At 68.5% G+C, this 18,256-nt stretch carries 17 protein-coding genes; 5 read left to right on the top strand and 12 right to left on the bottom strand.

Annotated features, from left to right (window positions below):
- Nucleotides 1-41: 41 nt before the first annotated feature.
- Nucleotides 42-809 carry a class II aldolase/adducin family protein gene (locus K3A85_RS13115; RefSeq protein WP_225206973.1) on the bottom strand — a complete coding sequence of 256 codons (768 nt, stop codon included), beginning with the start codon at nucleotides 807-809 and terminating at the stop codon, nucleotides 42-44.
- A gap of 39 nt (nucleotides 810-848) precedes the next feature.
- Between K3A85_RS13115 and K3A85_RS13110 the strand changes: the two genes are divergently transcribed.
- Together K3A85_RS13110 and K3A85_RS13105 are read left to right on the top strand one after the other, a co-directional pair.
- On the top strand, nucleotides 849-1,469 hold the full coding sequence (locus K3A85_RS13110; protein WP_225206972.1) for an SOS response-associated peptidase: 621 nt from the start codon (nucleotides 849-851) through the stop codon (nucleotides 1,467-1,469).
- Nucleotides 1,470-1,574: 105 nt separating this feature from the next.
- Entirely contained in the window at nucleotides 1,575-2,192 is a 618-nt protein-coding gene (locus K3A85_RS13105; protein WP_225206971.1) for an energy transducer TonB, read from the top strand.
- Between the two features lie 22 nt (nucleotides 2,193-2,214).
- On the opposite strand, the gene panC is transcribed toward K3A85_RS13105, so the two are convergent.
- Nucleotides 2,215-3,069 (bottom strand): pantoate--beta-alanine ligase, encoded by an 855-nt coding sequence (gene panC / locus K3A85_RS13100; RefSeq protein WP_225206970.1) that lies wholly within the window; start codon nucleotides 3,067-3,069, stop codon nucleotides 2,215-2,217.
- Between the two features lie 121 nt (nucleotides 3,070-3,190).
- On the opposite strand from panC, the gene K3A85_RS13095 reads away from it, so the two are divergent.
- The 3 genes from K3A85_RS13095 (at nucleotide 3,191) to pgmG (ending at nucleotide 5,807) form a co-directional block, all read left to right on the top strand.
- Nucleotides 3,191-4,018, top strand: coding sequence for a division plane positioning ATPase MipZ (locus K3A85_RS13095; protein WP_225206969.1), 828 nt, complete (start codon nucleotides 3,191-3,193; stop codon nucleotides 4,016-4,018).
- On the top strand, nucleotides 4,015-4,320 hold the full coding sequence (locus tag K3A85_RS13090) for a J domain-containing protein (RefSeq protein ID WP_225206968.1): 306 nt from the start codon (nucleotides 4,015-4,017) through the stop codon (nucleotides 4,318-4,320). The genes K3A85_RS13095 and K3A85_RS13090 overlap by 4 nt, the downstream gene beginning before the upstream one ends.
- Nucleotides 4,321-4,403: 83 nt before the next feature.
- Nucleotides 4,404-5,807 (top strand): phosphoglucomutase/phosphomannomutase PgmG, encoded by a 1,404-nt coding sequence (pgmG, locus tag K3A85_RS13085; protein ID WP_225206967.1) that lies wholly within the window; start codon nucleotides 4,404-4,406, stop codon nucleotides 5,805-5,807.
- Between the two features lie 99 nt (nucleotides 5,808-5,906).
- On the opposite strand, the gene K3A85_RS13080 is transcribed toward pgmG, so the two are convergent.
- The 10 genes from K3A85_RS13080 to K3A85_RS13035 form a co-directional block, all read right to left on the bottom strand.
- Entirely contained in the window at nucleotides 5,907-7,109 is a 1,203-nt protein-coding gene (locus K3A85_RS13080) for a tetratricopeptide repeat protein (RefSeq protein WP_225206966.1), read from the bottom strand.
- Nucleotides 7,109-9,331, bottom strand: a complete 2,223-nt coding sequence (locus K3A85_RS13075) for a GumC family protein (RefSeq protein WP_225206965.1) — start codon at nucleotides 9,329-9,331, stop codon at nucleotides 7,109-7,111. Before K3A85_RS13075 ends, K3A85_RS13080 begins: the two co-directional genes overlap by 1 nt.
- 17 nt (nucleotides 9,332-9,348) lie before the next feature.
- Nucleotides 9,349-10,026: a polysaccharide biosynthesis/export family protein gene (locus tag K3A85_RS13070; protein WP_225206964.1), complete on the bottom strand. Its 678-nt coding sequence runs from the start codon at nucleotides 10,024-10,026 to the stop codon at nucleotides 9,349-9,351.
- A gap of 56 nt (nucleotides 10,027-10,082) precedes the next feature.
- Nucleotides 10,083-11,429 carry an O-antigen ligase family protein gene (locus K3A85_RS13065; RefSeq protein ID WP_225206963.1) on the bottom strand — a complete coding sequence of 449 codons (1,347 nt, stop codon included), beginning with the start codon at nucleotides 11,427-11,429 and terminating at the stop codon, nucleotides 10,083-10,085.
- A 108-nt stretch (nucleotides 11,430-11,537) separates the two neighbouring features.
- Complete coding sequence (locus K3A85_RS13060) at nucleotides 11,538-11,798, bottom strand: hypothetical protein (RefSeq protein WP_225206962.1); 261 nt, start codon at nucleotides 11,796-11,798, stop codon at nucleotides 11,538-11,540.
- A 195-nt stretch (nucleotides 11,799-11,993) separates the two neighbouring features.
- Nucleotides 11,994-13,415 carry a sugar transferase gene (locus tag K3A85_RS13055; RefSeq protein WP_225206961.1) on the bottom strand — a complete coding sequence of 474 codons (1,422 nt, stop codon included), beginning with the start codon at nucleotides 13,413-13,415 and terminating at the stop codon, nucleotides 11,994-11,996.
- Between the two features lie 168 nt (nucleotides 13,416-13,583).
- Complete coding sequence (holA, locus tag K3A85_RS13050; protein ID WP_225206960.1) at nucleotides 13,584-14,606, bottom strand: DNA polymerase III subunit delta; 1,023 nt, start codon at nucleotides 14,604-14,606, stop codon at nucleotides 13,584-13,586.
- The gene (gene lptE / locus K3A85_RS13045) at nucleotides 14,603-15,031 is read right to left on the bottom strand and encodes an LPS assembly lipoprotein LptE (RefSeq protein ID WP_404822956.1); all 429 of its coding nucleotides are present in this window, start codon (nucleotides 15,029-15,031) and stop codon (nucleotides 14,603-14,605) included. Before lptE ends, holA begins: the two co-directional genes overlap by 4 nt.
- A gap of 61 nt (nucleotides 15,032-15,092) precedes the next feature.
- A complete protein-coding gene (leuS, locus tag K3A85_RS13040; RefSeq protein ID WP_225206958.1) occupies nucleotides 15,093-17,615 on the bottom strand; it encodes a leucine--tRNA ligase in 2,523 nt (840 codons plus the stop codon).
- 71 nt (nucleotides 17,616-17,686) lie between these two features.
- Complete coding sequence (locus tag K3A85_RS13035; protein WP_225207355.1) at nucleotides 17,687-18,121, bottom strand: DUF3576 domain-containing protein; 435 nt, start codon at nucleotides 18,119-18,121, stop codon at nucleotides 17,687-17,689.
- Between the last annotated feature and the right edge of the window lie 135 nt (nucleotides 18,122-18,256).

The following is an 18,256-nucleotide window of genomic DNA, read 5'->3' as shown; positions in this document are numbered from 1 at the left end:
CCCGCTCTAGCGCGACGGGTCGCCTTTGGGAATCCGGCGGCTCAGTCGCGCCAGCTGCGATCGATCCGGTCGATACGGCGTACCCAGGCGGCAAAGTCGGTCTCGCCCGGCCGGGTGCCGGGCACCTGAACCTCGCGCAAGTCGCGCTGGTGGACCGCGACGACCTCGTCGGGCACGATGATCGGCTTGGCGCCGGTCGACAGCACCGCAAGCTGGATCTCGCAGGCGCGCTGCAGGCTCCACTGCTGGATGAACATCTGCTGGAGCGTCGGCGCGAGGACGACAGGGCCGTGGTTGCGCAACATCAGGATGCGCTTGTCGCCAAGGTTGCTGAGCAGCCGCTCGCCCTCTTCGGCGCGCACGGTAACGCCTTCGAAATCGTGGTAGGCGAGCTGGCCGATGAAGTTGCAGGCGTAGAAGTTGATCGGCATCAGCCCTTCTTCCAGGCTGCACACCGCCATCGTCGCGGTGGTGTGGACATGCGCGATCGCGTGCGCCCAGGGCAGGTGGCGGTGGAAATAGGCGTGCTGGGTGAAGCCCGCCTTGTTCACCGGATACTGCGAGGCGCCGATGTTGTTTCCGTCGATGTCGATCTTGACCAGGTTCGACGCGGTCACCTCGGAATAAAGCAGGCCGAACGGATTGATCAGGAACGCGCCGTCTTCGCCCGGAACCTTGAGCGAGATGTGGTTGTAGATCGATTCGGACCAGCCGAGGTGGTCGTAGATGCGATAGCATGCGGCGAGCTCCTGCCGGGCTTGCCATTCGGCATCCGAACATTCGATGTTGGGGCGCAGGCTGGTGGCCATCGTCTCTCTCCGGCGGTCTGTTCTGAAGGGCTGGTTTCTATGTGCAACTTGTATCGCATGACCAGCAACGCGCAAGCCATCGCCGCGCTGTTCGGCGTCGCGAGCGGCGGGCGCAACCTCCCCGCGTTCCACGAGATCTACCCCGGGCACGAAGCACCGGTCCTGCTCGATGCGTCGGCGCCGCGGCTCGACGTGATGCGCTGGGGCTGGCCGCCGTTCGGCCAGGTCAAGCGGCCGATCACCAACGTGCGCAATCTCGCCTCGCCGATGTGGCGCGCGGCGATCGCCGACCCGGCGCGCCGCTGCCTGGTGCCGGTGACCGAATTCTCCGAATGGTCATCGGAGCCCGACCCGGTCACCGGACGCAAGGTCAAGCACTGGTTCGCGCTGCGCGACCACCCGCTGTTCGCCTTTGCCGGGCTGTGGCGGCCGACGCCCGAGGGTCCGCGCTTCGCCTTCCTCACCTGCGAGGCCAACCGCGTGGTGGGCGCGGTCCATCCCAAGGCGATGCCGGTGATCCTGCGGCCGGGCGAGGAGGCGCAGCGCTGGCTCGGTGCGGACGGCGAAGCGGCGGCGGCGCTGCAGTGCAGCTTTCCCGATGCGCTGATGGCCAAGGTCACCGTCGACGATCCGCCGCCGACGCAGGGGACCCTGCTCTGATTGTGAAATATGTTTGACATGAAAATGTAACAATTTGCCCGGGGACGAGCCCGCGCCTATCGTCGCGTCCCGGCGCCTTGCCGGATCGAAGCCGACGAGGATGCGATGATCCCCTTTGCCCTCCTTGCTGCAGCCGCAGCGATCCAGTCGCCGCCGGGGGTGGCCGACGCGGACATTCCCGGAATGGTGACGCTGGCGGAATATCCCGTCGAGGCGCGTGCCGCCGGGCGCTCGGCCGCCGCCACGATCGAGCTTCGTGTCGACACCGACGGCCGGCCGCAGGCCTGCCGTGTCGTCGCCGTCCTCGGAGATTCCGCGCTTGCGCGCGACATCTGCGCGATCGCCGCGGCCAAGCGCTACAACCCGGCGCGGCTGCGCGACGGCACCCCGGCCTTTGCCGTGGTGACGACGATGGTGCGGCTCTATGTCCCCGGTCCCGCAACCGCCGAAATCGCCGCGGCGCGCATGGCGCCGGCGGCGGACGTCAGGCTCGCGGGAGTGCCGGGCAACGCGGCGAGCGAGGACGTCACGCTGGTGACGGCCGTCGACGCGCGGGGCGTGGTGATCCAGTGCGGACCCAAGCGCGAGGAGCAGCGCAACCTCGCCGAGGCGATCTGCACGCAGGCCAAAGCGCTGCGCCCCGCGGTGGTGCGCGACGCCGCGGGCACGCCGATGCCCTACATCTCCGAAACGCTGGTGCGCGCCCGGGCCGGCGCGCGCTGATCGCGCGGGGTGCGGCGCAGGGTCAGCCGACCGCCATGTTGTCGATCAGCCGGGCCGTGCCGATCCGCGCCGCGACCAGCAGGCGCGCCGGCCGGCCGTCGTAGCGCTCGAGCGTTTCGAGCGTTTCGGCATCGCGCAGGTCGGCATAGTCGATCGACCGGAATCCGCTCGCCAGCACCTCGTCGCGCAACGTCGCGAGCGCGGCGGCGGCGGAATGGCTTGCAAGGATCGCGTCGATCGCCTTGCGCATCGCGCGGTTGAGGCCCGCCGCCTGGTCCCGCTCGGTCGAGGAGAGGTAGCGGTTGCGGCTGCTCATCGCCAGGCCATCGGCCTCGCGCACCGTCGGCACGCCGAGGATCCGGTCGACGTGCGGCTGGCTGAGATCGAGATCGCGCGCCATGCGGCGGATGATCGCCAGCTGCTGCCAGTCCTTCTCGCCGAACAGCGCGATGTCGGGGCGCACCTGGTTGAACAGCTTGCACACCACCGTGGCGACGCCGTCGAAGTGGCCGGGCCGGGCCGCGCCGCACAGCACGCCGTCGAGCCCGGCGACCGAGACGTTGGTGGCATAGCCCTGCGGGTACATGACATCGACCGTGGGCGCCCACAGCAGGTCGACTCCTTCGCCTTCCAGCAGCGCGGCATCGGCGGCGAGCTGGCGCGGATAGGCATCGAGGTCCTCGTTCGGGCCGAACTGGCGCGGGTTGACGAAGATCGACACCGCTACGTGGTCGGCATGGCGCCGGGCCTCGCGCACCAGGGTCAGGTGGCCTTCGTGGAGCGCGCCCATGGTGGGCACGAATCCGAGCGTTTTTCCCCCGATTCGTAGCGCGTCGACCGCCTCGCGCAGCGGTTCGAGCCGATTGATGGTTTGCACGAGCGAAGGCTCTCCTTTAATCCGTCCGGGACCTTGCGATCGGACGTCCCGGGCGCACGGTGCCATCGGCGAAAGGCCGCCCTTCGCCAATTCGCCGCCTATAGAAAAGAGAGCCGCAGCCTTGTCAAACGGACCCCACCGCATCGTTTTCGCCAACGAAAAGGGCGGAACCGGCAAGTCGACGACCGCGGTGCACGTCGCCGTGGCGCTGGCCTACCAGGGGGCCAGGGTCGCCACCATCGATCTCGACGCCCGGCAGCGGACGATGCACCGCTACTTCGAGAACCGCGCCGAGACGATGCGCCGCCGCGGCATCGCGTTGCCCAGCGCCAGCTTCGGCGTCTACGGGCACGACAGCGTCGCCGGGCTCGACGACCTGTCCGAACAGCTCGGCGCAGCGCACGACTTCATCGTGTTCGACACGCCCGGCCGCGACGATCCGCTCGCGCGCCATGTGGCGACACGGGCCGACACGCTGGTGACGCCGCTCAACGACAGCTTCGTCGATTTCGACCTGATCGGCCAGGTCGATGCCGAGACGTTCAAGGTGCGCCGCCTGTCGTTCTACGCCGAGCTGATCTGGGAAGCGCGCAAGAAGCGCGCGATGGCCACGATCCAGGATGCGCGGCGCGAGATGGACTGGGTCGTGGTGCGCAACCGCACCGGCTATACCGAAGCGCGCAACCAGCGCCGCATCGACCAGGCGCTGACCGAGCTGAGCAAGCGCGTCGGCTTCCGCATCGCCAGCGGCCTGTCCGAGCGCGTGATCTATCGCGAGCTGTTCCCGAGCGGGCTGACCCTGCTCGACAAGGGCCACCTCGGCGAGCTCGGCACCAGCCACCTCGTGGCGCGCCAGGAACTGCGCACGCTGGTCGCCGGGCTCAACCTGCCCACGCCCGCCGCGCCCGCCGCCCCGCCGGTCCCGGCGGAAGCCGACGGGGTGGCATGATCAAGCTTCTGTGGATCGCGTTCCTCGCCAGCGTCGCGGTGCGCATGCTGGCGGGCCGCTGGCCGTGGGAACTGGTCGGCGGCGGTGCTCGTTCGCCCAGCGCAAGTTCCGAAGGCGAGCAACGCGCCCGCAATCTTTTGGGGGTAGCGGCGGCGGCAAGTCGCGAAGAAATCATCGATGCCCATCGCCGGCTGATCGCGCGGGTCCATCCCGATCGCGGCGGGACGGCAGAAGCGGTGCACGAAGCCAATGCCGCGCGGGATATCCTGCTCGGCCGACTGGGAGAGCGAAGCAGCAGGTGACAAGCCCGCTGTGCCGAGACCATCATCCAGTCCCGCGCCGGCTCCTCGGCGAGGGATGCCGACCAAGAGGGGACACGTCCTTCATGACCCACAAGTTCCACCCAACCGTCCTGCGCGAATACGACATCCGCGGGATCATCGGCGAAACGCTCGGCCCGGATGACGCCCGCGCGATCGGTCGCGGCTTCGGCAGCCGCATCGTGCGCGCCGGCGGCAAGCGCGTGGCGGTCGGCTACGACGGCCGTGTCAGCTCGCCGATCCTCGAGCACGCGCTCGTCGAAGGACTCAATGCCAGTGGCGTGGATGTCGTGCGGGTCGGCATGGGGCCGACGCCGATGCTCTACTATGCAGCGGCGTCACTTGAGCAGGTAGATGGCGGCATTCAGATAACCGGCAGCCACAATCCCGCCAATTACAATGGCTTCAAGATGGTATTTGAAGGGCGTCCGTTCTTCGGCCCAGACATACTCGATCTCGGCGCGCTCGCTGAGGCGGGGGACTGGACCTCGGGCAACGGGACCCACGAGACCGTCGACATCATGGACGAGTATGTCGAACGGCTCCTCCAGGGGCTCGAAGGCATCGATCCCGCGGTCCTCGACGCCCTGTCGATCGCGTGGGATTGCGGCAACGGCGCCGCCGGCCCCGTCGTCGAGAAGCTGACCGCGCGACTGCCGGGCAAGCACACCCTGCTGTTCACCGAAGTGGATGGCAATTTTCCCAATCATCATCCCGATCCTACCGAGGAGAAGAACCTCGTCGATCTGCGGCAGGCTGTCGCGGATGGTCGGCTCGACTTCGGAGTTGCTTTCGACGGCGACGGCGACCGCATCGGCGCGATCGATGGCGAGGGCCGCATCATCTGGGGCGACCAGTTGCTGATGATCTATGCCGAGGACCTGCTCGCGATGGAGCCCGGCTCGACGATTATCGCCGACGTCAAGGCAAGCCGCGCGCTGTTCGACCGCGTCGCGGAGCTTGGCGGCAAGCCGCTGATGTGGAAGACCGGCCACTCGCTGATCAAATCCAAAATGAAGGAGACTGGCAGCCCGCTGGCCGGGGAGATGAGCGGCCACGTGTTCTTCGCGCACCGGTACTACGGCTTCGACGACGCGCTCTACGCCGCGATTCGCCTGATCGCCGCCTCTGCGCGGCTGGGCAAGTCGGTCACCGCCCTGCGCGGTGCGATGCCGGCGATGATCAACACGCCCGAGCTGCGCTTCCAGGTCGACGAGAGCCGCAAGTTCGCGGTGATCGACGAGGTCAAGGCCCGGCTCGAGGCCGAAGGCGCCGATGTCGATGCGACCGACGGCGCGCGCGTCAACACGCCCGACGGCTGGTGGCTGCTGCGCGCCTCGAACACGCAGGACGTGCTCGTCGCGCGCGCCGAAAGCTACAGCCAGGACGGCCTCGATCGGCTGATGGGGATGATCGACGCCCAGCTCGCCGCCTCGGGCCTTGCACGCGGCCCGCAAGCCGGGCACTGACCGCATCGGCAGCGCCCGGCTTGCGGGCCGGGCGCGCCATTCTCAGGCGAGGGAACGGCGCGGCGGAGCGCGCGATGCCCGCCTGCCCTTCTGGAAGCTTCAGCGCGCGGTGCGGGCCACGGGGACCAGCGCCACACCCGACAGATGCACCGCACCGCTGCCGGGGGCGAGCGCGAACGACAGCCAGGGCGCATCGCACTTGCCGTCGTGGTCGAGAACGGCGCTGCGCACGCCATTGCGGCCCGCTTCGCCCGGCTGCCAGGCGATCGGCCCGCCGCAATCGAACGCTGCCACGACCCGGTTCGAGGGCGTGCCCTGTTCGGTCCTCGCTGACCAGGTCAGGCGATAGCGGCCGGGCGTGACGAGCTGGAGCTGGCGGACGAACACGGTTGGCCGGCTGACGTTGCCGTCGACGGCGAGGCTGTGGCGTCCCGGCTGCGGGCCGGTCTCGGGGAGCACGGTGATCCCGGCATTGCCGAGGAAGGTCCAGGCCAGCGATGCGCGCGTCTGCGTGACCTGGGCGCGCGCGAAATCGCCGTCGTAGACCGCGCCGGCGCGCGCGCCCGGACAATGCGCGAGCCACACGTCCCGCGCGCCGCGCACGTCGGCGAGCGCGACCTCGCGCTGGACGAACGGCGAGATGTCCTCGCAGCCGAGGCGCACGCCGTCGGTGGCGAGATCGACCAGCACGTCGCGGCGCAGCGACAGGACCTCGGGCGCGACGTTCCAGACGTCGGCGACGTAGGGCGTCAGCCAGTCCGGCCGTTCGACCAGGCGTTCGGCCAGCGCGCTGCGCCCTTCGGGGCTCTGCTCGAGCGGATCGAGCAGCTTGCGGTTGGCGAGCAGGCCCGGCGTCTGGCGCAGCAGCGCATCGAGGCGCAGGGCGGCGTTGGGGAAATCGTCGACCGCAAGCGAGGCCTGCATCCAGTAGAGCTGCGTCAGCGGAACGCGCCAGCCCATCTTGGCTGCGGCGCGGAACACGCGTTCGGCGCCCGCTTCGTCCTCGCGGCCGAGGATCGCGGCCCCGAGCACCGCCGTGCTGGCCGGCTCGATCGGCGTGCGCGCCACCGCTTCGCGCGCCAGTTGCAGCGCGGTGTCGGTATCGCCGATCGACTGCGCGTTGGTGGCCTTGTTGCGCAGCGATTGCGCGAGCAGCGTCGAGGGCAGCATGCCCGCCAGCACCGGGTCGTTGGCGCCCAGCCGGTCGAGCCCGCTGACCACCGCAAGCGCGGCATAGACCGTGGCGGCGACGCCGATCAGCAGGCCCCGTGCCGGGCGCGATGGACCGGCGCTCGCGGCCATCAGGCTTCGGCCTTCTCCGACGAGCTGCCGTACTGATAGTAGTCGTAGCCGTAATAGTCGGAATAGTACTGGTTACCGGCCTTGGTCGCCTCGAACTTGGTCAGCACCGCGCCGAGGATGATCGGCCGCATCGTGCGCAGGCGGCGGATCGCGCCGCGCAGCGAGCCGCGCCGGTTGCGGTTGGCCTCGACCACGAAGACCACCCCGTCGACCAGCGCCGACATCAGCGGCGCGTCGGCGAGGCCGAGCACCGGCGGGGAGTCAACGATCACCGTGTCGAAGTGGCGGGCGCCTTCGGTCAGCAGTTCCTCGAGGCGGTTCGACGAGAGCAGTTCGGTCGGGCTCGGCGGGACCGGCCCCGAAGGCAGGACCGAAAGGTTGGGCACCGACGTCGCGAGCGCGATGTCGGCAAGGTCGGCGTGCGAGGTCAGCAGCGTCGACAGGCCCGCCTCGTTGGAGACGTCGACGCGGCGGTGGACCGAAGGCCGGCGCAAGTCGGCGTCGATCAGCAGCACGGTTCGTCCCATGCGCGCAAAGCCGGTGGCCATGGCGAGGCTCGTCGTCGTCTTGCCTTCGGCGGGCTGCGCGCTGGTCACCTGGATGACCTTGGGCAGGCCCTCGCTGGTCGAATACATCAGCGAGCCGCGCAACGAGTTGTATGCTTCGGTGACGGCCGACTTGGGATCGGCCAGCGCCGCGTCCGGGTCGTCGTCGCGCGCGCCGGGGATCACGCCGAGCAGCGCCATTTCGAGCTTCTGCTCGACGTCGTCGGGCACGCGGATCGAGTCGTTGAACTGCTCGCGGATGAACACGAAGATGCCGGCAAGTGCGATGCCCGCGATCATCCCGATGACGAGGTTGCGCAGCAGGCGGGGCGAAGAGGGGACTGCGGGCGCCTGCGCCTGGTCGACCACCGAGATGTTCGACAGGCTCACGCCGGCGATCGCGTTGAGCTTCTTGTAGCGCTCGAGCAGCCCTTCGTAGACCTGCCGGTTGGTGTCGGCATCGCGCGACAGCAGCCCGTACTGGACGGTGCGGTCCTGCTCGGCGAGCGTATCGCCCTTGAGCGTCGCGACCTGGCTGGTCAGGCTCTGCTCGGCCTGCTTGGCCGCCTCGTAATCCGAACGCACCGCGTTCTTGATGTTGCTCGCCGTGATCTGGATCTGGTCGTTGATCGCCTTGAGCTGCGACCGCTTGGCGAGAACGGCGGGGTAGTCGTCGAGGTGGCGGCTCTGCTCTTCCTTGAGCGAGGCTTCGATCGAGGCCTTCTGCGACAGCAGCGAATTGATCGTCGCGTTGGTCAGCACCTCGTTGCTCGAAAGCAGCGGCACCGCGCTGATCGCGCGCCAGCGGCCCTCGGCGGCGATCCGCTTGGCGGTCGCATCGTTGGCCGCGCCGTTCAGCTGGAGCAGGCTCGAGGTCGTCACCGAACTGCCGACGTTGCTGTCCTTGTCGCCGCTGCCGCCGTTGCTGCGCGGGATGATGAGGCCGTTGCCGCGGGCATAGGCGTTGAGCGCGCGCTCGGATTCCTCGACCTTCTGCTTGGCCAGCTGCAGCTGCTCGCCGAGGAAGGTGCGCGCATAGGACGAGCTGTCGAACTTGCGCTGCAGGTTCGACTGGATGAATTCGTCGACATAGGCGTTGGCGATCTTGGCCGAGAGCTCGGGATCGGTGCTGGTGAACTCGATCGAGACCACCCGCGAATCGCGCGGCAGGTTGACGTTGAGGCCGTCGAGAAGGAGCGATGCGGCGCGCGACTGGGCCTCGGCCAGCGGCGTGCCGGCCTCGGGCGCCTTGGCCTCCTGCGCCGCGAAGAAGCCGGGGCTCCCCGCAAGGTTCAGCCGCTGCGCCACCCGCATCGCCAGGCTGCGGCTCGAGATCACCTCGGTCTGGGTCTTGAGGAAGCGGTCGGTGTCCCAGCTCGCGCCGAGCGATTCGTCCTGCATGTCCTCGTCGGCGAAGACGCGGCCCGACGAATCGTTGATCTGGATCTTGGCCGTCGCGGTGTACTTGGGCGTGGTCAGCAGCGTGGCGATCACGGTCAGCGACAGCGCCACGCCTATGATTGCACCGATCGCGAAGAGATTGCGCCGCGCCACCGCCAGCATGTAGCGCAAGTCGAAGCTGGGCCGTCCGAGCAGGCCTCCACCGCCGAATAGGTCGGCCCCGTGGGCCGGATGGGCAGCGGCGAAGCCGGCATTCGCGGTGATGGTGTCGGACAAGGCTGCAGTCTTTCCGGTCAATTGAAAACGTTGCTGTTGAGCAGGATGAAGACGTTGAGCAGCGGAGCTGCGGTCAGGATGTCGCGCCAGATGCCCTTGGCGTTCGAATGCCCGACAACCACCATGTCGCCGGCCAGCACCCGCGGGTCGGGCGCATTGCCGGCGCGGATCTGCTTGATGTCGAACCGCGCGCCCATGTGCTGGCCGTTCACCGTGCGGAAGATCATGATCTCGTCGAGCTTGGCGACGTTGGTCGGGCTCTTGGCGCGGGCCATCGCGGTCAGCAGCGTGGTGTCCGGACCCACTTCGAACACGCCCGGCTCGCGCACGTCGCCTTCGACCGAATAGGTGTTGCGGGTGGTCTCGATGACGATCACCGAGACGTCGGGGTTGCGGATGTAGCGGCTCGACAGGCGCGCCACGATGTCTTCGCGCAACTGCCGCGGCGACTTGCCGGCCGCGGCGACTTCGCCCGCGAGCGGGACTTGCACGAAGCCGTTGGCGTCGACGTAGTACTGGTCTGAGGTCAGTTCGGGCTCGCCGATGACGCGGATCGAGAGCCGGTCGCCGGCCTGGAGCACTTCGTTGAGCGAGGTCCGGCCGTCCTGGTCGGCGATCGCCTGATAGGCAGCGGGGCCGACGGGCAGATTATTGACCGCACGGTCGGAACAACCGGCCACCAGGATCGTCGTCATGGCAAGGACGAAGGCATGCCGGAGATGGCGCATCTGAATGGCTTCCACGAGAGGGTTCATTCGCTCTTCCGCTCCGGGGCTGGCAGCAGCAGCGCCACCATGGCGGCTATGAGGCTGGCCATCGACATCGAGCGGAACGGATAGTCGACGATAGAGTGCAGTGCAACAATCGTCAGTGCTGCACATGCGCATGAAATTTGTGCGCGCGAAAAGGGCAGGTGCCTCGACCATTCGCGCACGGCTGTCACAGCAACGAAAAGGAACAGGCCGGCAATGACCACGAGGCCGAGGATTCCCGCTTCGAGCGAAAACTCGAGGTATTCGTTGTGAGCCCGGTTGGGCACCTTTTCGTTGACGAATTCGAGGCGCTCGGCGGCGAGCATGACGGGGACGAAGGTTCCGACGCCGGTGCCGAAGGGGAAGCTCTGCCGGATCGCGTAGCCGGTGTCGCGCCACAGTTCCGGGCGGCGGGTATCGGCTTCGGAGAAGCGCGACATCACCTTGGTCACGGCAACCGTGTTCGACCGTTCAAGCGCCACCCCGGCGCCGGCGAGCACGACCGCGATCGTCGCCAGCCCGGCCAGCAGCGGACCGCGCACCGATCCGCGGCTCGGCGACCAGGCGATCAGCAGCGCGGCAGGGATCGCCACCAGCAGCAGCGCGACCCCGGTGCGCGAGCCGGTCATTACCACCCCGGTGCCGATCAGCAGCGCGAACATCGCGGTGGCGGCGATGATCAGCAGCGGGCCGCGATGGCGCGGACGCCCCTCGTTCCACAGGCGCAGCGCGGTCGCCCCCGCGATCAGGCTGACCAGCAGAACGTCGGCGGTGGTGTTGCGGTTGGCCTGGAAGCCGGACAGCACCACGCTGTCGCTTTCGAAGAACAGCAGCAGCCCGCCACGCACCTGCAGCATGCCGACGAACAGCGTCAGCAGGCCGAGCGCCGCAGTCGTCGCGACGACCAGCGCCCGCTCGCGGCGGCGCATGCTCGCCACCATGACCAGCAGGCACAAGGGCGGGAGGCTCGCCAGCAAGGAGGCGAGGGTGCGATCGGGCGCCATCGACAGCGGGCGCCAGTCGTTCTCGCGCCCGATCAGCTGCAGCGCATCGATCTCGGGCGCGCGTCCGGGCAACTGGTGCCACAGCGCGGGCGGCAGGGGGATCAGCTGGAGCAGCGGCACGGCCACGAACGCGGCAAGGATGATCAGCGCGGGAATGGACACCGCGCGACCGCGCCGCGACATCTGCACCGCCCAGATCGCGACCAGCAGGCTCGCGACGAGTTGCAGCACGAGCTCGAGCAACGGAGCGGGAGTGCCGCCACCGCCGAGCATCGCAGCAAGGGCCAGAAGCAGAAGGACGGGAAGAGCGGCGCGATCCATGCGGCGTGAGCGGTCTTTCATGGCTGGAGCACGGCGCGGAACCTAACCCAGCGGCAGAAATAAGAAACCCCCTCCGAAGCGAAGGGGGTTTCCGAAAGTCAGCTGTTCACGACTGCTCGGGGCAGTCGATCAACCGTCGCTGTCGCCGTTGTCCGACAGGGCCACCGCGGCGATGGCCAGGGTGGTCACACCGGCAGCGGCGATCACGCCGGCGCTCAGTTCGAATTCGTTGCTCCGCTTGCCACGCAGCGCGGCGACGCTGCGCTTCGGCGCCTTCTTGGCGACCGCCGGCACGGCGTCACCCGAACGGGTCGCGGCCGCCTGGGCGGTGCCGGCCAGGCAAAGCGCGAGAGCGCCGCCCGCCACTGCAATCATGTTCAGCTTGTTCACTGCAACCTCCAGATTCGGCGTACAGGTATCTACTTAACCGAAGATGTATCCAATTTCAACCGATATTGCGGATGCGAACATTTTCCTGCGCGCTTGCAACAGCCGTCTCGTCACGTCGTTTTCGTTACTAATTCGAGACAACGCACAGGCTGTTCGCAGTTGCAACGACCGGTCGCGCCATCGCAACGATTCGGCTCAGAACGCGCGATCGTGAACCAAGACGGTTAACGTCGCCAGCATGATCCGCAGGTCGCGCCACACCGTCCAGCCGTCGAGATACTCGAGATCGGCCTGGAGCCGGTTGGTCAGGTCCTCCTCCGAATCGGTCGCGCCGCGCAGGCCGCGGATCTGGGCAAGGCCGGTCAGGCCAGGCTTGAGCGAGTGGCGCAGCAGGTAGCGCGGGTCGACTTCCCAGAACCGCTTCGAGCCGGCGAGCGAGCCGATCGCGTGCGGGCGCGGGCCGACGATGCTCATGTCGCCGCGCAGGACATTGAGCAGCTGCGGCAGCTCGTCGATGCTGGTGCTGCGGATGAAGCGCCCGATGCGGGTGATCCGGTCGTCGTCCTTGCTGGCGGAACGCGCGCCCGATGCATCGAGCTTCTCGACCCGCATCGAGCGGAACTTGTAGATCCAGAACAGGCGGTTGTTGCGACCCTGGCGTTGCTGGAGGAAGAATACCGGCCCGCGGTCCTCGAGCTTGATCATCGCCGCCACGACCAGCAGCAGCGGCGCTAGGAACAGCAACGCCGCGCCGGCGATGGCGAGGTCCATGATGCGTTTGGCGACGCGGTTGCGCAGCCCCAGCGGCCCGATCGACACGATCAGCGCGCCGAACCCATGGCCACGTCGCGCGCCGAGCACGCCGAGGCTGGTCACCTCGGGCTCGATGATCTCGCCGCAGATGTTCGAGCCCTTGAACACCAAGGCCCAGTCCATCCGCCGTTCGGGCGGGCAGCTGACCAGCACCCGGTCCATGTTGGCCATGAACATGCCCAGCCGGTCGAGCATGTGCGGATCGTGGCGATTGGGCGCAAGCCGGTGCTCGCGCGTATCGATGTGCCAAGCGTGGGGGACGCGCACCGGGGTGCCGCCGTCGTCGAACACCAGCACGTTTTCCGCGGTCGGTCCGCAGCGCAGCCGGAACAGCGGCTGCAGCAGGGCTCGCACCCACATCAGCAGCGCCGCGCTCGCGACGATGCCGACCCCGGTGTTGATGCGAGAGAAGCTCTGGCTCGACTTGGCGAAGAATGCGACGAACAGGCTCAGCGTGAACGCCGCCAGCAGCGCCAGCAGCGCCCGTTTCTGCGCCGTGCGCAGCGCGATCAGCGACCCGGTGGAATAAGCCTTCAGGCTCAGTGCGGCGGTCCAGTACACCGGCAGCATGATCGCCCACTGCGCGAGGGTCCCGTCCTCGGACAGGGAGCCGAGGTAGAGGTACGAGGTCATCATCAGCCCGGCGGTCAACGCGAGCCCGTCGAAGACGAGCAGCATCAGGTAGCTTTGCAGGCGCCGCCGCTCGAGCGAGGGCGCCAGCGGCAGCTTCAGGCGCTGCGGGCGGGCACCGTCCGGCCCTGCAGCCCTGCGGTGTTCGGCAAGATCACTTTCCAACGTCGCCATCGGTATATTGTCTCCGAGCGAGTCAACGCCGTTCGAACCGCAAAGGCTATCGAAGGACTGCAGCATACCTCCTTTTTCGGGTTTTGCTGCGCTGCAATAGGTACAACATCGTAGCGAGTTGGCAAGATACGCGGGCTCGGCTGGTCGCCCCGGCGGGGGCGGGCCGTCTCACCGGGCGGCGGCGCGCGCGATCTCGGTCAGCCCCTGGGTAAGAATCAGCGGGGCGTTGCGGCTGTCGGCGAGCAGCGCGGCGTGGAGGCCCGCCAGCCGCGCCACCAGCCGTTCGAGGCGGGCCCCGCGCCAGCGCTTGAGCTGTACCAGGATGTCGGCCTTGTCGCGGAAGAAGATCCGCCGCGCGGCGGTCTCCTCCTCGACGAAGGCGACCGTATCGGAGCGGTTGCCCAGCCGGCCGGCCAGCGCCGCCAGCTGGGCGCAGCGCCGCTCGAACGCCAGCAGCAGGCCGACCGGGTTCATCTCCTGTTCGGCGAACCGCGCCAGTTCGCCCGCCAGCCGCGCCGTGTTGCCGCCGAGTACCGCATTGACCAGCGACGACATGCCGTCGTCCTCGCTCTGCGCGCAGACCGCGTCGAGCGCGGCGGCGTCCGCGCTGCGCGGCGCCTGCGGGCTGGCGTCGAGATAGAGCGCGAGCTTCTCGATCTCGCTGCGCGCCATGCGCGTGTCGAGCGCGGTCGAGCGGGCGATCCGTTCGGCCAGTTCGCTGTTGAGCCGCACGCCCGCCGTATCGGCCCAGTCGCGGACCGCCCCGGCGATGCTGCGCAGTTCGGGCGGGTGGAACATCACCACCAGCGCATCGCCGCGATCGGCCAGCAGCTTGGCGACGCGCGACTTGTCGGTGGCGGAAGTCGCGACGATCAGCACCGGCCAGCCGTCGACCGGGCTCGCCAGCAGCGTTTCGACCGCATCGTGGACTTCGTCGCCCGCGCTGCGCACGTGGATCTGGCGCCTGTCGCCGAACAGCGAGGTCGAGCGCGCCTCGTCGGCAAGGCGGACCGGATCGCGGCGCAGGTCGGACCCGGCCAGCTCGACCTTTTCGCCTGCCGGCAGCAGGCTGGCGATCTTCGCCGCGGCATCGCTGGCGCCGGCTTCGTCGGGCCCGCAGAAGTAGAACAGCCGGCAGTCGCGCGCCGCCTTCTGCGCGAGGCCGGCGAAATTCTTCTGGGTAGCCTTCACGACCTCGCGCGCAGGCGGACGGCGACCTGCGTCACGATCTGGTCGGCAATCTCGTGGCTGAGGTTCTCGAGCGCGGTCTGCTCCGCCGCGATCACCGCGTATTCGTTCTGCACGACGTCGAGCCCGGCGTCGGCCTTGGCCGTGGCGTCGAGCAGGATCCTGCCGCTGGCGGTGTCGACCAGCTGGTAGCGAGCGCGCAGCGTGCGGCGCTCGCGGGTGATCGCGTCGTTGCCGACGAGACCGAGGCCCTGCAGTCGCTCGTCCAGTCGCACGTCGAGCCGATAGCGGGGCGCTTCGTCGCGCCCGGCGCCGAGCCGGTCGACCAGCGCGTTGCGCACCAGCCAGCCGGATTTGCCCTCGATCGAGGAAACCTCGACCGCCGAAGCGGCGCGCGCCACTTCGCCGCTGCCGCCACCGGCGTACATCGGCGAGAGGCCGCAGCCCGCCAGCGCCAGGGCGAGCGGCAAGGCGAAGGCGGCGAGCGCCTTACGCAACGACGTTGACCAGCCGGTCGGGCACCACGATCACCTTCTTCACCTCGGCTCCATCGAGCGCACGCTGCACTTTGTCCGAGGCAAGGGCAAGGCGTTCGAGCTCTTCCTTCGCCAGCCCCTTGGGCACCGTCAGGGTGTCGCGCAGCTTGCCCTTGACCTGCACCGCGACGGTCACCTCGTCGTCCACCAGCAGCGCCGGGTCGACCTCGGGCCAGGCGGCGTCGGCGATCAGACCCGCGCCGAACGCGGTCCAGGCCTCTTCGGCGAGGTGCGGCATCATCGGCGCGACCAGCAGCAGCAGGCTGCGGATCGCAGCGGAGCGGCTGGCCGAAGGCGCAGCCTTCTCGGTCGCCCCGGTCAGTTCGTAGATCCGCGCCACCGCCTTGTTGAAGCCGAGCGATTCGATGTCGGCCGCAACCGCATGGACGGTCTGGTGGACCTTGCGGTCGAGCGCCTTGTCCTCGCCCGTGGCGGAAGCGTCGTGCTGCGCGAACAGCCGCCACAGACGCTGGACGAAGCGCGCGCAGCCCTCGATCCCCGCTTCCGACCACGGCAGGTCGCGCTCGGGCGGGCTGTCCGAAAGCATGAACCAGCGGATCGCATCGGCGCCGTACTTCGCGACGATCTCGTCCGGGTCCACCACGTTCTTCTTGGACTTGGACATCTTGATCACGCGGCCGATCTCGACCGGCGCGCCATCGGCCTTGAGCGTCGCGCCCTCGCCGGTGCGGTCCACTTCGGAAGGCGAGAAGAACAGCGGCTGGCCGTTCTCGGGGTTACGGCGCTCGTAGGTCTCGTGCGTCACCATGCCTTGCGTGAACAGGCTGGCGAAAGGCTCGGTCACCTCGACCTTGCCGATGCGGGCAAGCGCGCGGGTCCAGAAGCGGGCGTAGAGCAGGTGCAGGATCGCGTGCTCGATGCCGCCGATGTACTGCTCTACCGGCAGCCAGCGCTTGATCTCCTCCGGATCGAACGGGCGGTCGGCGGGCTGGCTGGCGAAGCGCAGGAAGTACCACGAGCTGTCGACGAAAGTGTCGAGCGTGTCGGTCTCGCGGCGGGCCGGCTTGCCGCACTGGGGGCAGTCGACGTGCTTCCACGTAGGATGGCGGTCGAGCGGATTGCCCGGCACGTCGAAGCTGACGTCCTCGGGCAGGGTGACGGGCAAGTGCTTCTTGGGCACCGGCACCACGCCGCAGACCTCGCAGTGGATGAACGGGATCGGCGTGCCCCAGTAGCGCTGGCGGCTGACACCCCAGTCGCGCAGGCGCCACACCGTTTTGCCTTCGCCCCAGCCTTCGCTCTGGGCGCGGGCGATAACGGCGGCCTTTGCCTCGGCGACGCTCTTGCCGTCGAGGAAGCCCGAATTGACCAGCACCCCGTCGCCCGCTTCGGCCTCGCCGGCGAAGGGCTTGGCCGCATCGGTGGGATCGGCGGCGACCACGCGCAGGATCGGCAGCTCGTACTTGGTGGCGAAATCGAAGTCGCGCTGGTCGTGCCCGGGCACCGCCATGATCGCGCCGGTGCCGTATTCCATCAGCACGAAGTTCGCGATGTAGACCGGGAGGGCTGCGCCGGTGAACGGGTGACGCGCCGTGATGCCGGTATCGAATCCCAGCTTCTCGGCCGTTTCCAGCTCGGCCGCGGTGGTGCCGCCCTTCTTGCACAGCGCGATGAAGTCCTGTGCCGCGGGCGAAGTCGCGGCCACGGCCTGTGCGATCGGATGGTCGGCGGCGACCGCGACGAAGCTTGCGCCGAAGATCGTGTCGGGCCGCGTGGTGTAGACCTCGACGCTGCCGCCGTCCGACAGGTCGAAGCGGAACTGCAGGCCCTGGCTCTTGCCGATCCAGTTCTCCTGCATCGTGCGGACCTTCTCGGGCCACTTGTCGAGGCCCGAGAGGCCTTCGAGCAGCTCGTCGGCGAAGTCGGTGATCTTGAGGAACCACTGGTTCAGCTTGCGCTTCTCGACCAGCGCGCCCGAGCGCCAGCCGCGCCCGTCGATCACCTGCTCGTTGGCGAGCACGGTCATGTCGACCGGGTCCCAGTTGACCGTCGATTCCTTGCGATAGACGAGGCCGGCGGCATGGAGGTCGAGGAACAGCGCCTGTTCGTGGCCGTAGTATTCGGGCTCGCAGGTCGCGATCTCGCGGCTCCAGTCGAGCGCGAAGCCGAGGCGCTTCAACTGCGCCTTCATGTTGGCGATGTTGTCGCGGGTCCAGCCGCCGGGGTGGACGCCCTTTTCCATGGCGGCGTTCTCGGCGGGCATCCCGAAGGCGTCCCAGCCCATCGGGTGGAGCACTTCGTGGCCCCGCATCCGCTTGTAGCGCGCGAGCACGTCGCCCATCGTGTAGTTGCGCACGTGGCCGATGTGGATGCGCCCCGAAGGATAGGGGAACATCTCCAGCACGTAGCTGCGCGGCTTGGTCGATGCGGAATCGGCGCGGAAGGACTGGGCCTCGTCCCAGGCCTTTTGCCAGCGGATGTCGGCGACGGACGGATCGAAACGCTCTGCGGTCATGGAGCGTCCCTCTATTGACCGCAGCCGCGCGGCGCAACCACCGGCGCGCCACGCTCCGCGATGCGGCGGGCTTACCCCTTGATCGTCTGGCGGCGCAGGTCGCGCGCCTTGGTCAGGATGATGTCTTCCAGCTTCTGCACCGTCGCCGCCTGCACCGGCGCGTCGATCCAGCCGCCGGCCTGCGCCACCTGGCGGCTGGCGGCAACGCGCAGCGCATCGGCGCGCAAGTCCTGGTCGAGGATCGAGACCGTCACCTTGACGCGTTCGCCCGGGTTCTGGGGGTTGGCGTACCAGTCGGTGACGATCACGCCGCCGTTGCTGTCGGTCTGGACCAGCGGCATGAACGACAGCGTTTCGAGGCTGGCGCGCCACAGATAGGCATTGACGCCGATCGTCGTCACCTTGCTCGCGGCGAGGTCCGCGCGAGGACGTTCCTTGTGACCGCAGGCCGACAGCACCAGCGCAAGCGCGCCCACGGCAAGCAACTTCGTGGTCCTGGCGGTCATCGCGCTCATCCTATCGTCGATCCTGTCGTTCAGGGCGCCGGAAAAGCCCGCGCCCGTTGTGCCACAACCCGTCATGGCCGAATGGCCCTGCGCCTCTATCACCCCGGCAAGCCGCGCGGCAAGCGTTGAAGCGCG

It is taken from the genome of Novosphingobium huizhouense, assembly GCF_020179475.1.
GTDB classification, from domain to species: Bacteria; Pseudomonadota; Alphaproteobacteria; order Sphingomonadales; family Sphingomonadaceae; genus Novosphingobium; species Novosphingobium huizhouense.
This window is presented reverse-complemented; position numbering and strand designations above follow the sequence as displayed.

What these genes read in the sequence shown, in the direction of transcription:
- K3A85_RS13115 (WP_225206973.1), bottom strand. Translation starts at nt 809, where the DNA reads ATGGCCACCAGCCTGCGCCCCAACATCGAATGTTCGGATGCCGAATGG.
- K3A85_RS13110 (WP_225206972.1), top strand. Translation starts at nt 849, where the DNA reads ATGTGCAACTTGTATCGCATGACCAGCAACGCGCAAGCCATCGCCGCG.
- K3A85_RS13105 (WP_225206971.1), top strand. Translation starts at nt 1,575, where the DNA reads ATGATCCCCTTTGCCCTCCTTGCTGCAGCCGCAGCGATCCAGTCGCCG.
- K3A85_RS13090 (WP_225206968.1), top strand. Translation starts at nt 4,015, where the DNA reads ATGATCAAGCTTCTGTGGATCGCGTTCCTCGCCAGCGTCGCGGTGCGC.
- pgmG (WP_225206967.1), top strand. Translation starts at nt 4,404, where the DNA reads ATGACCCACAAGTTCCACCCAACCGTCCTGCGCGAATACGACATCCGC.
- K3A85_RS13080 (WP_225206966.1), bottom strand. Translation starts at nt 7,109, where the DNA reads ATGGCCGCGAGCGCCGGTCCATCGCGCCCGGCACGGGGCCTGCTGATC.
- K3A85_RS13070 (WP_225206964.1), bottom strand. Translation starts at nt 10,026, where the DNA reads ATGACGACGATCCTGGTGGCCGGTTGTTCCGACCGTGCGGTCAATAAT.
- K3A85_RS13065 (WP_225206963.1), bottom strand. Translation starts at nt 11,429, where the DNA reads ATGAAAGACCGCTCACGCCGCATGGATCGCGCCGCTCTTCCCGTCCTT.
- K3A85_RS13055 (WP_225206961.1), bottom strand. Translation starts at nt 13,415, where the DNA reads ATGGCGACGTTGGAAAGTGATCTTGCCGAACACCGCAGGGCTGCAGGG.
- lptE (WP_404822956.1), bottom strand. Translation starts at nt 15,031, where the DNA reads ATGTACGCCGGTGGCGGCAGCGGCGAAGTGGCGCGCGCCGCTTCGGCG.
- leuS (WP_225206958.1), bottom strand. Translation starts at nt 17,615, where the DNA reads ATGACCGCAGAGCGTTTCGATCCGTCCGTCGCCGACATCCGCTGGCAA.
- K3A85_RS13035 (WP_225207355.1), bottom strand. Translation starts at nt 18,121, where the DNA reads ATGACCGCCAGGACCACGAAGTTGCTTGCCGTGGGCGCGCTTGCGCTG.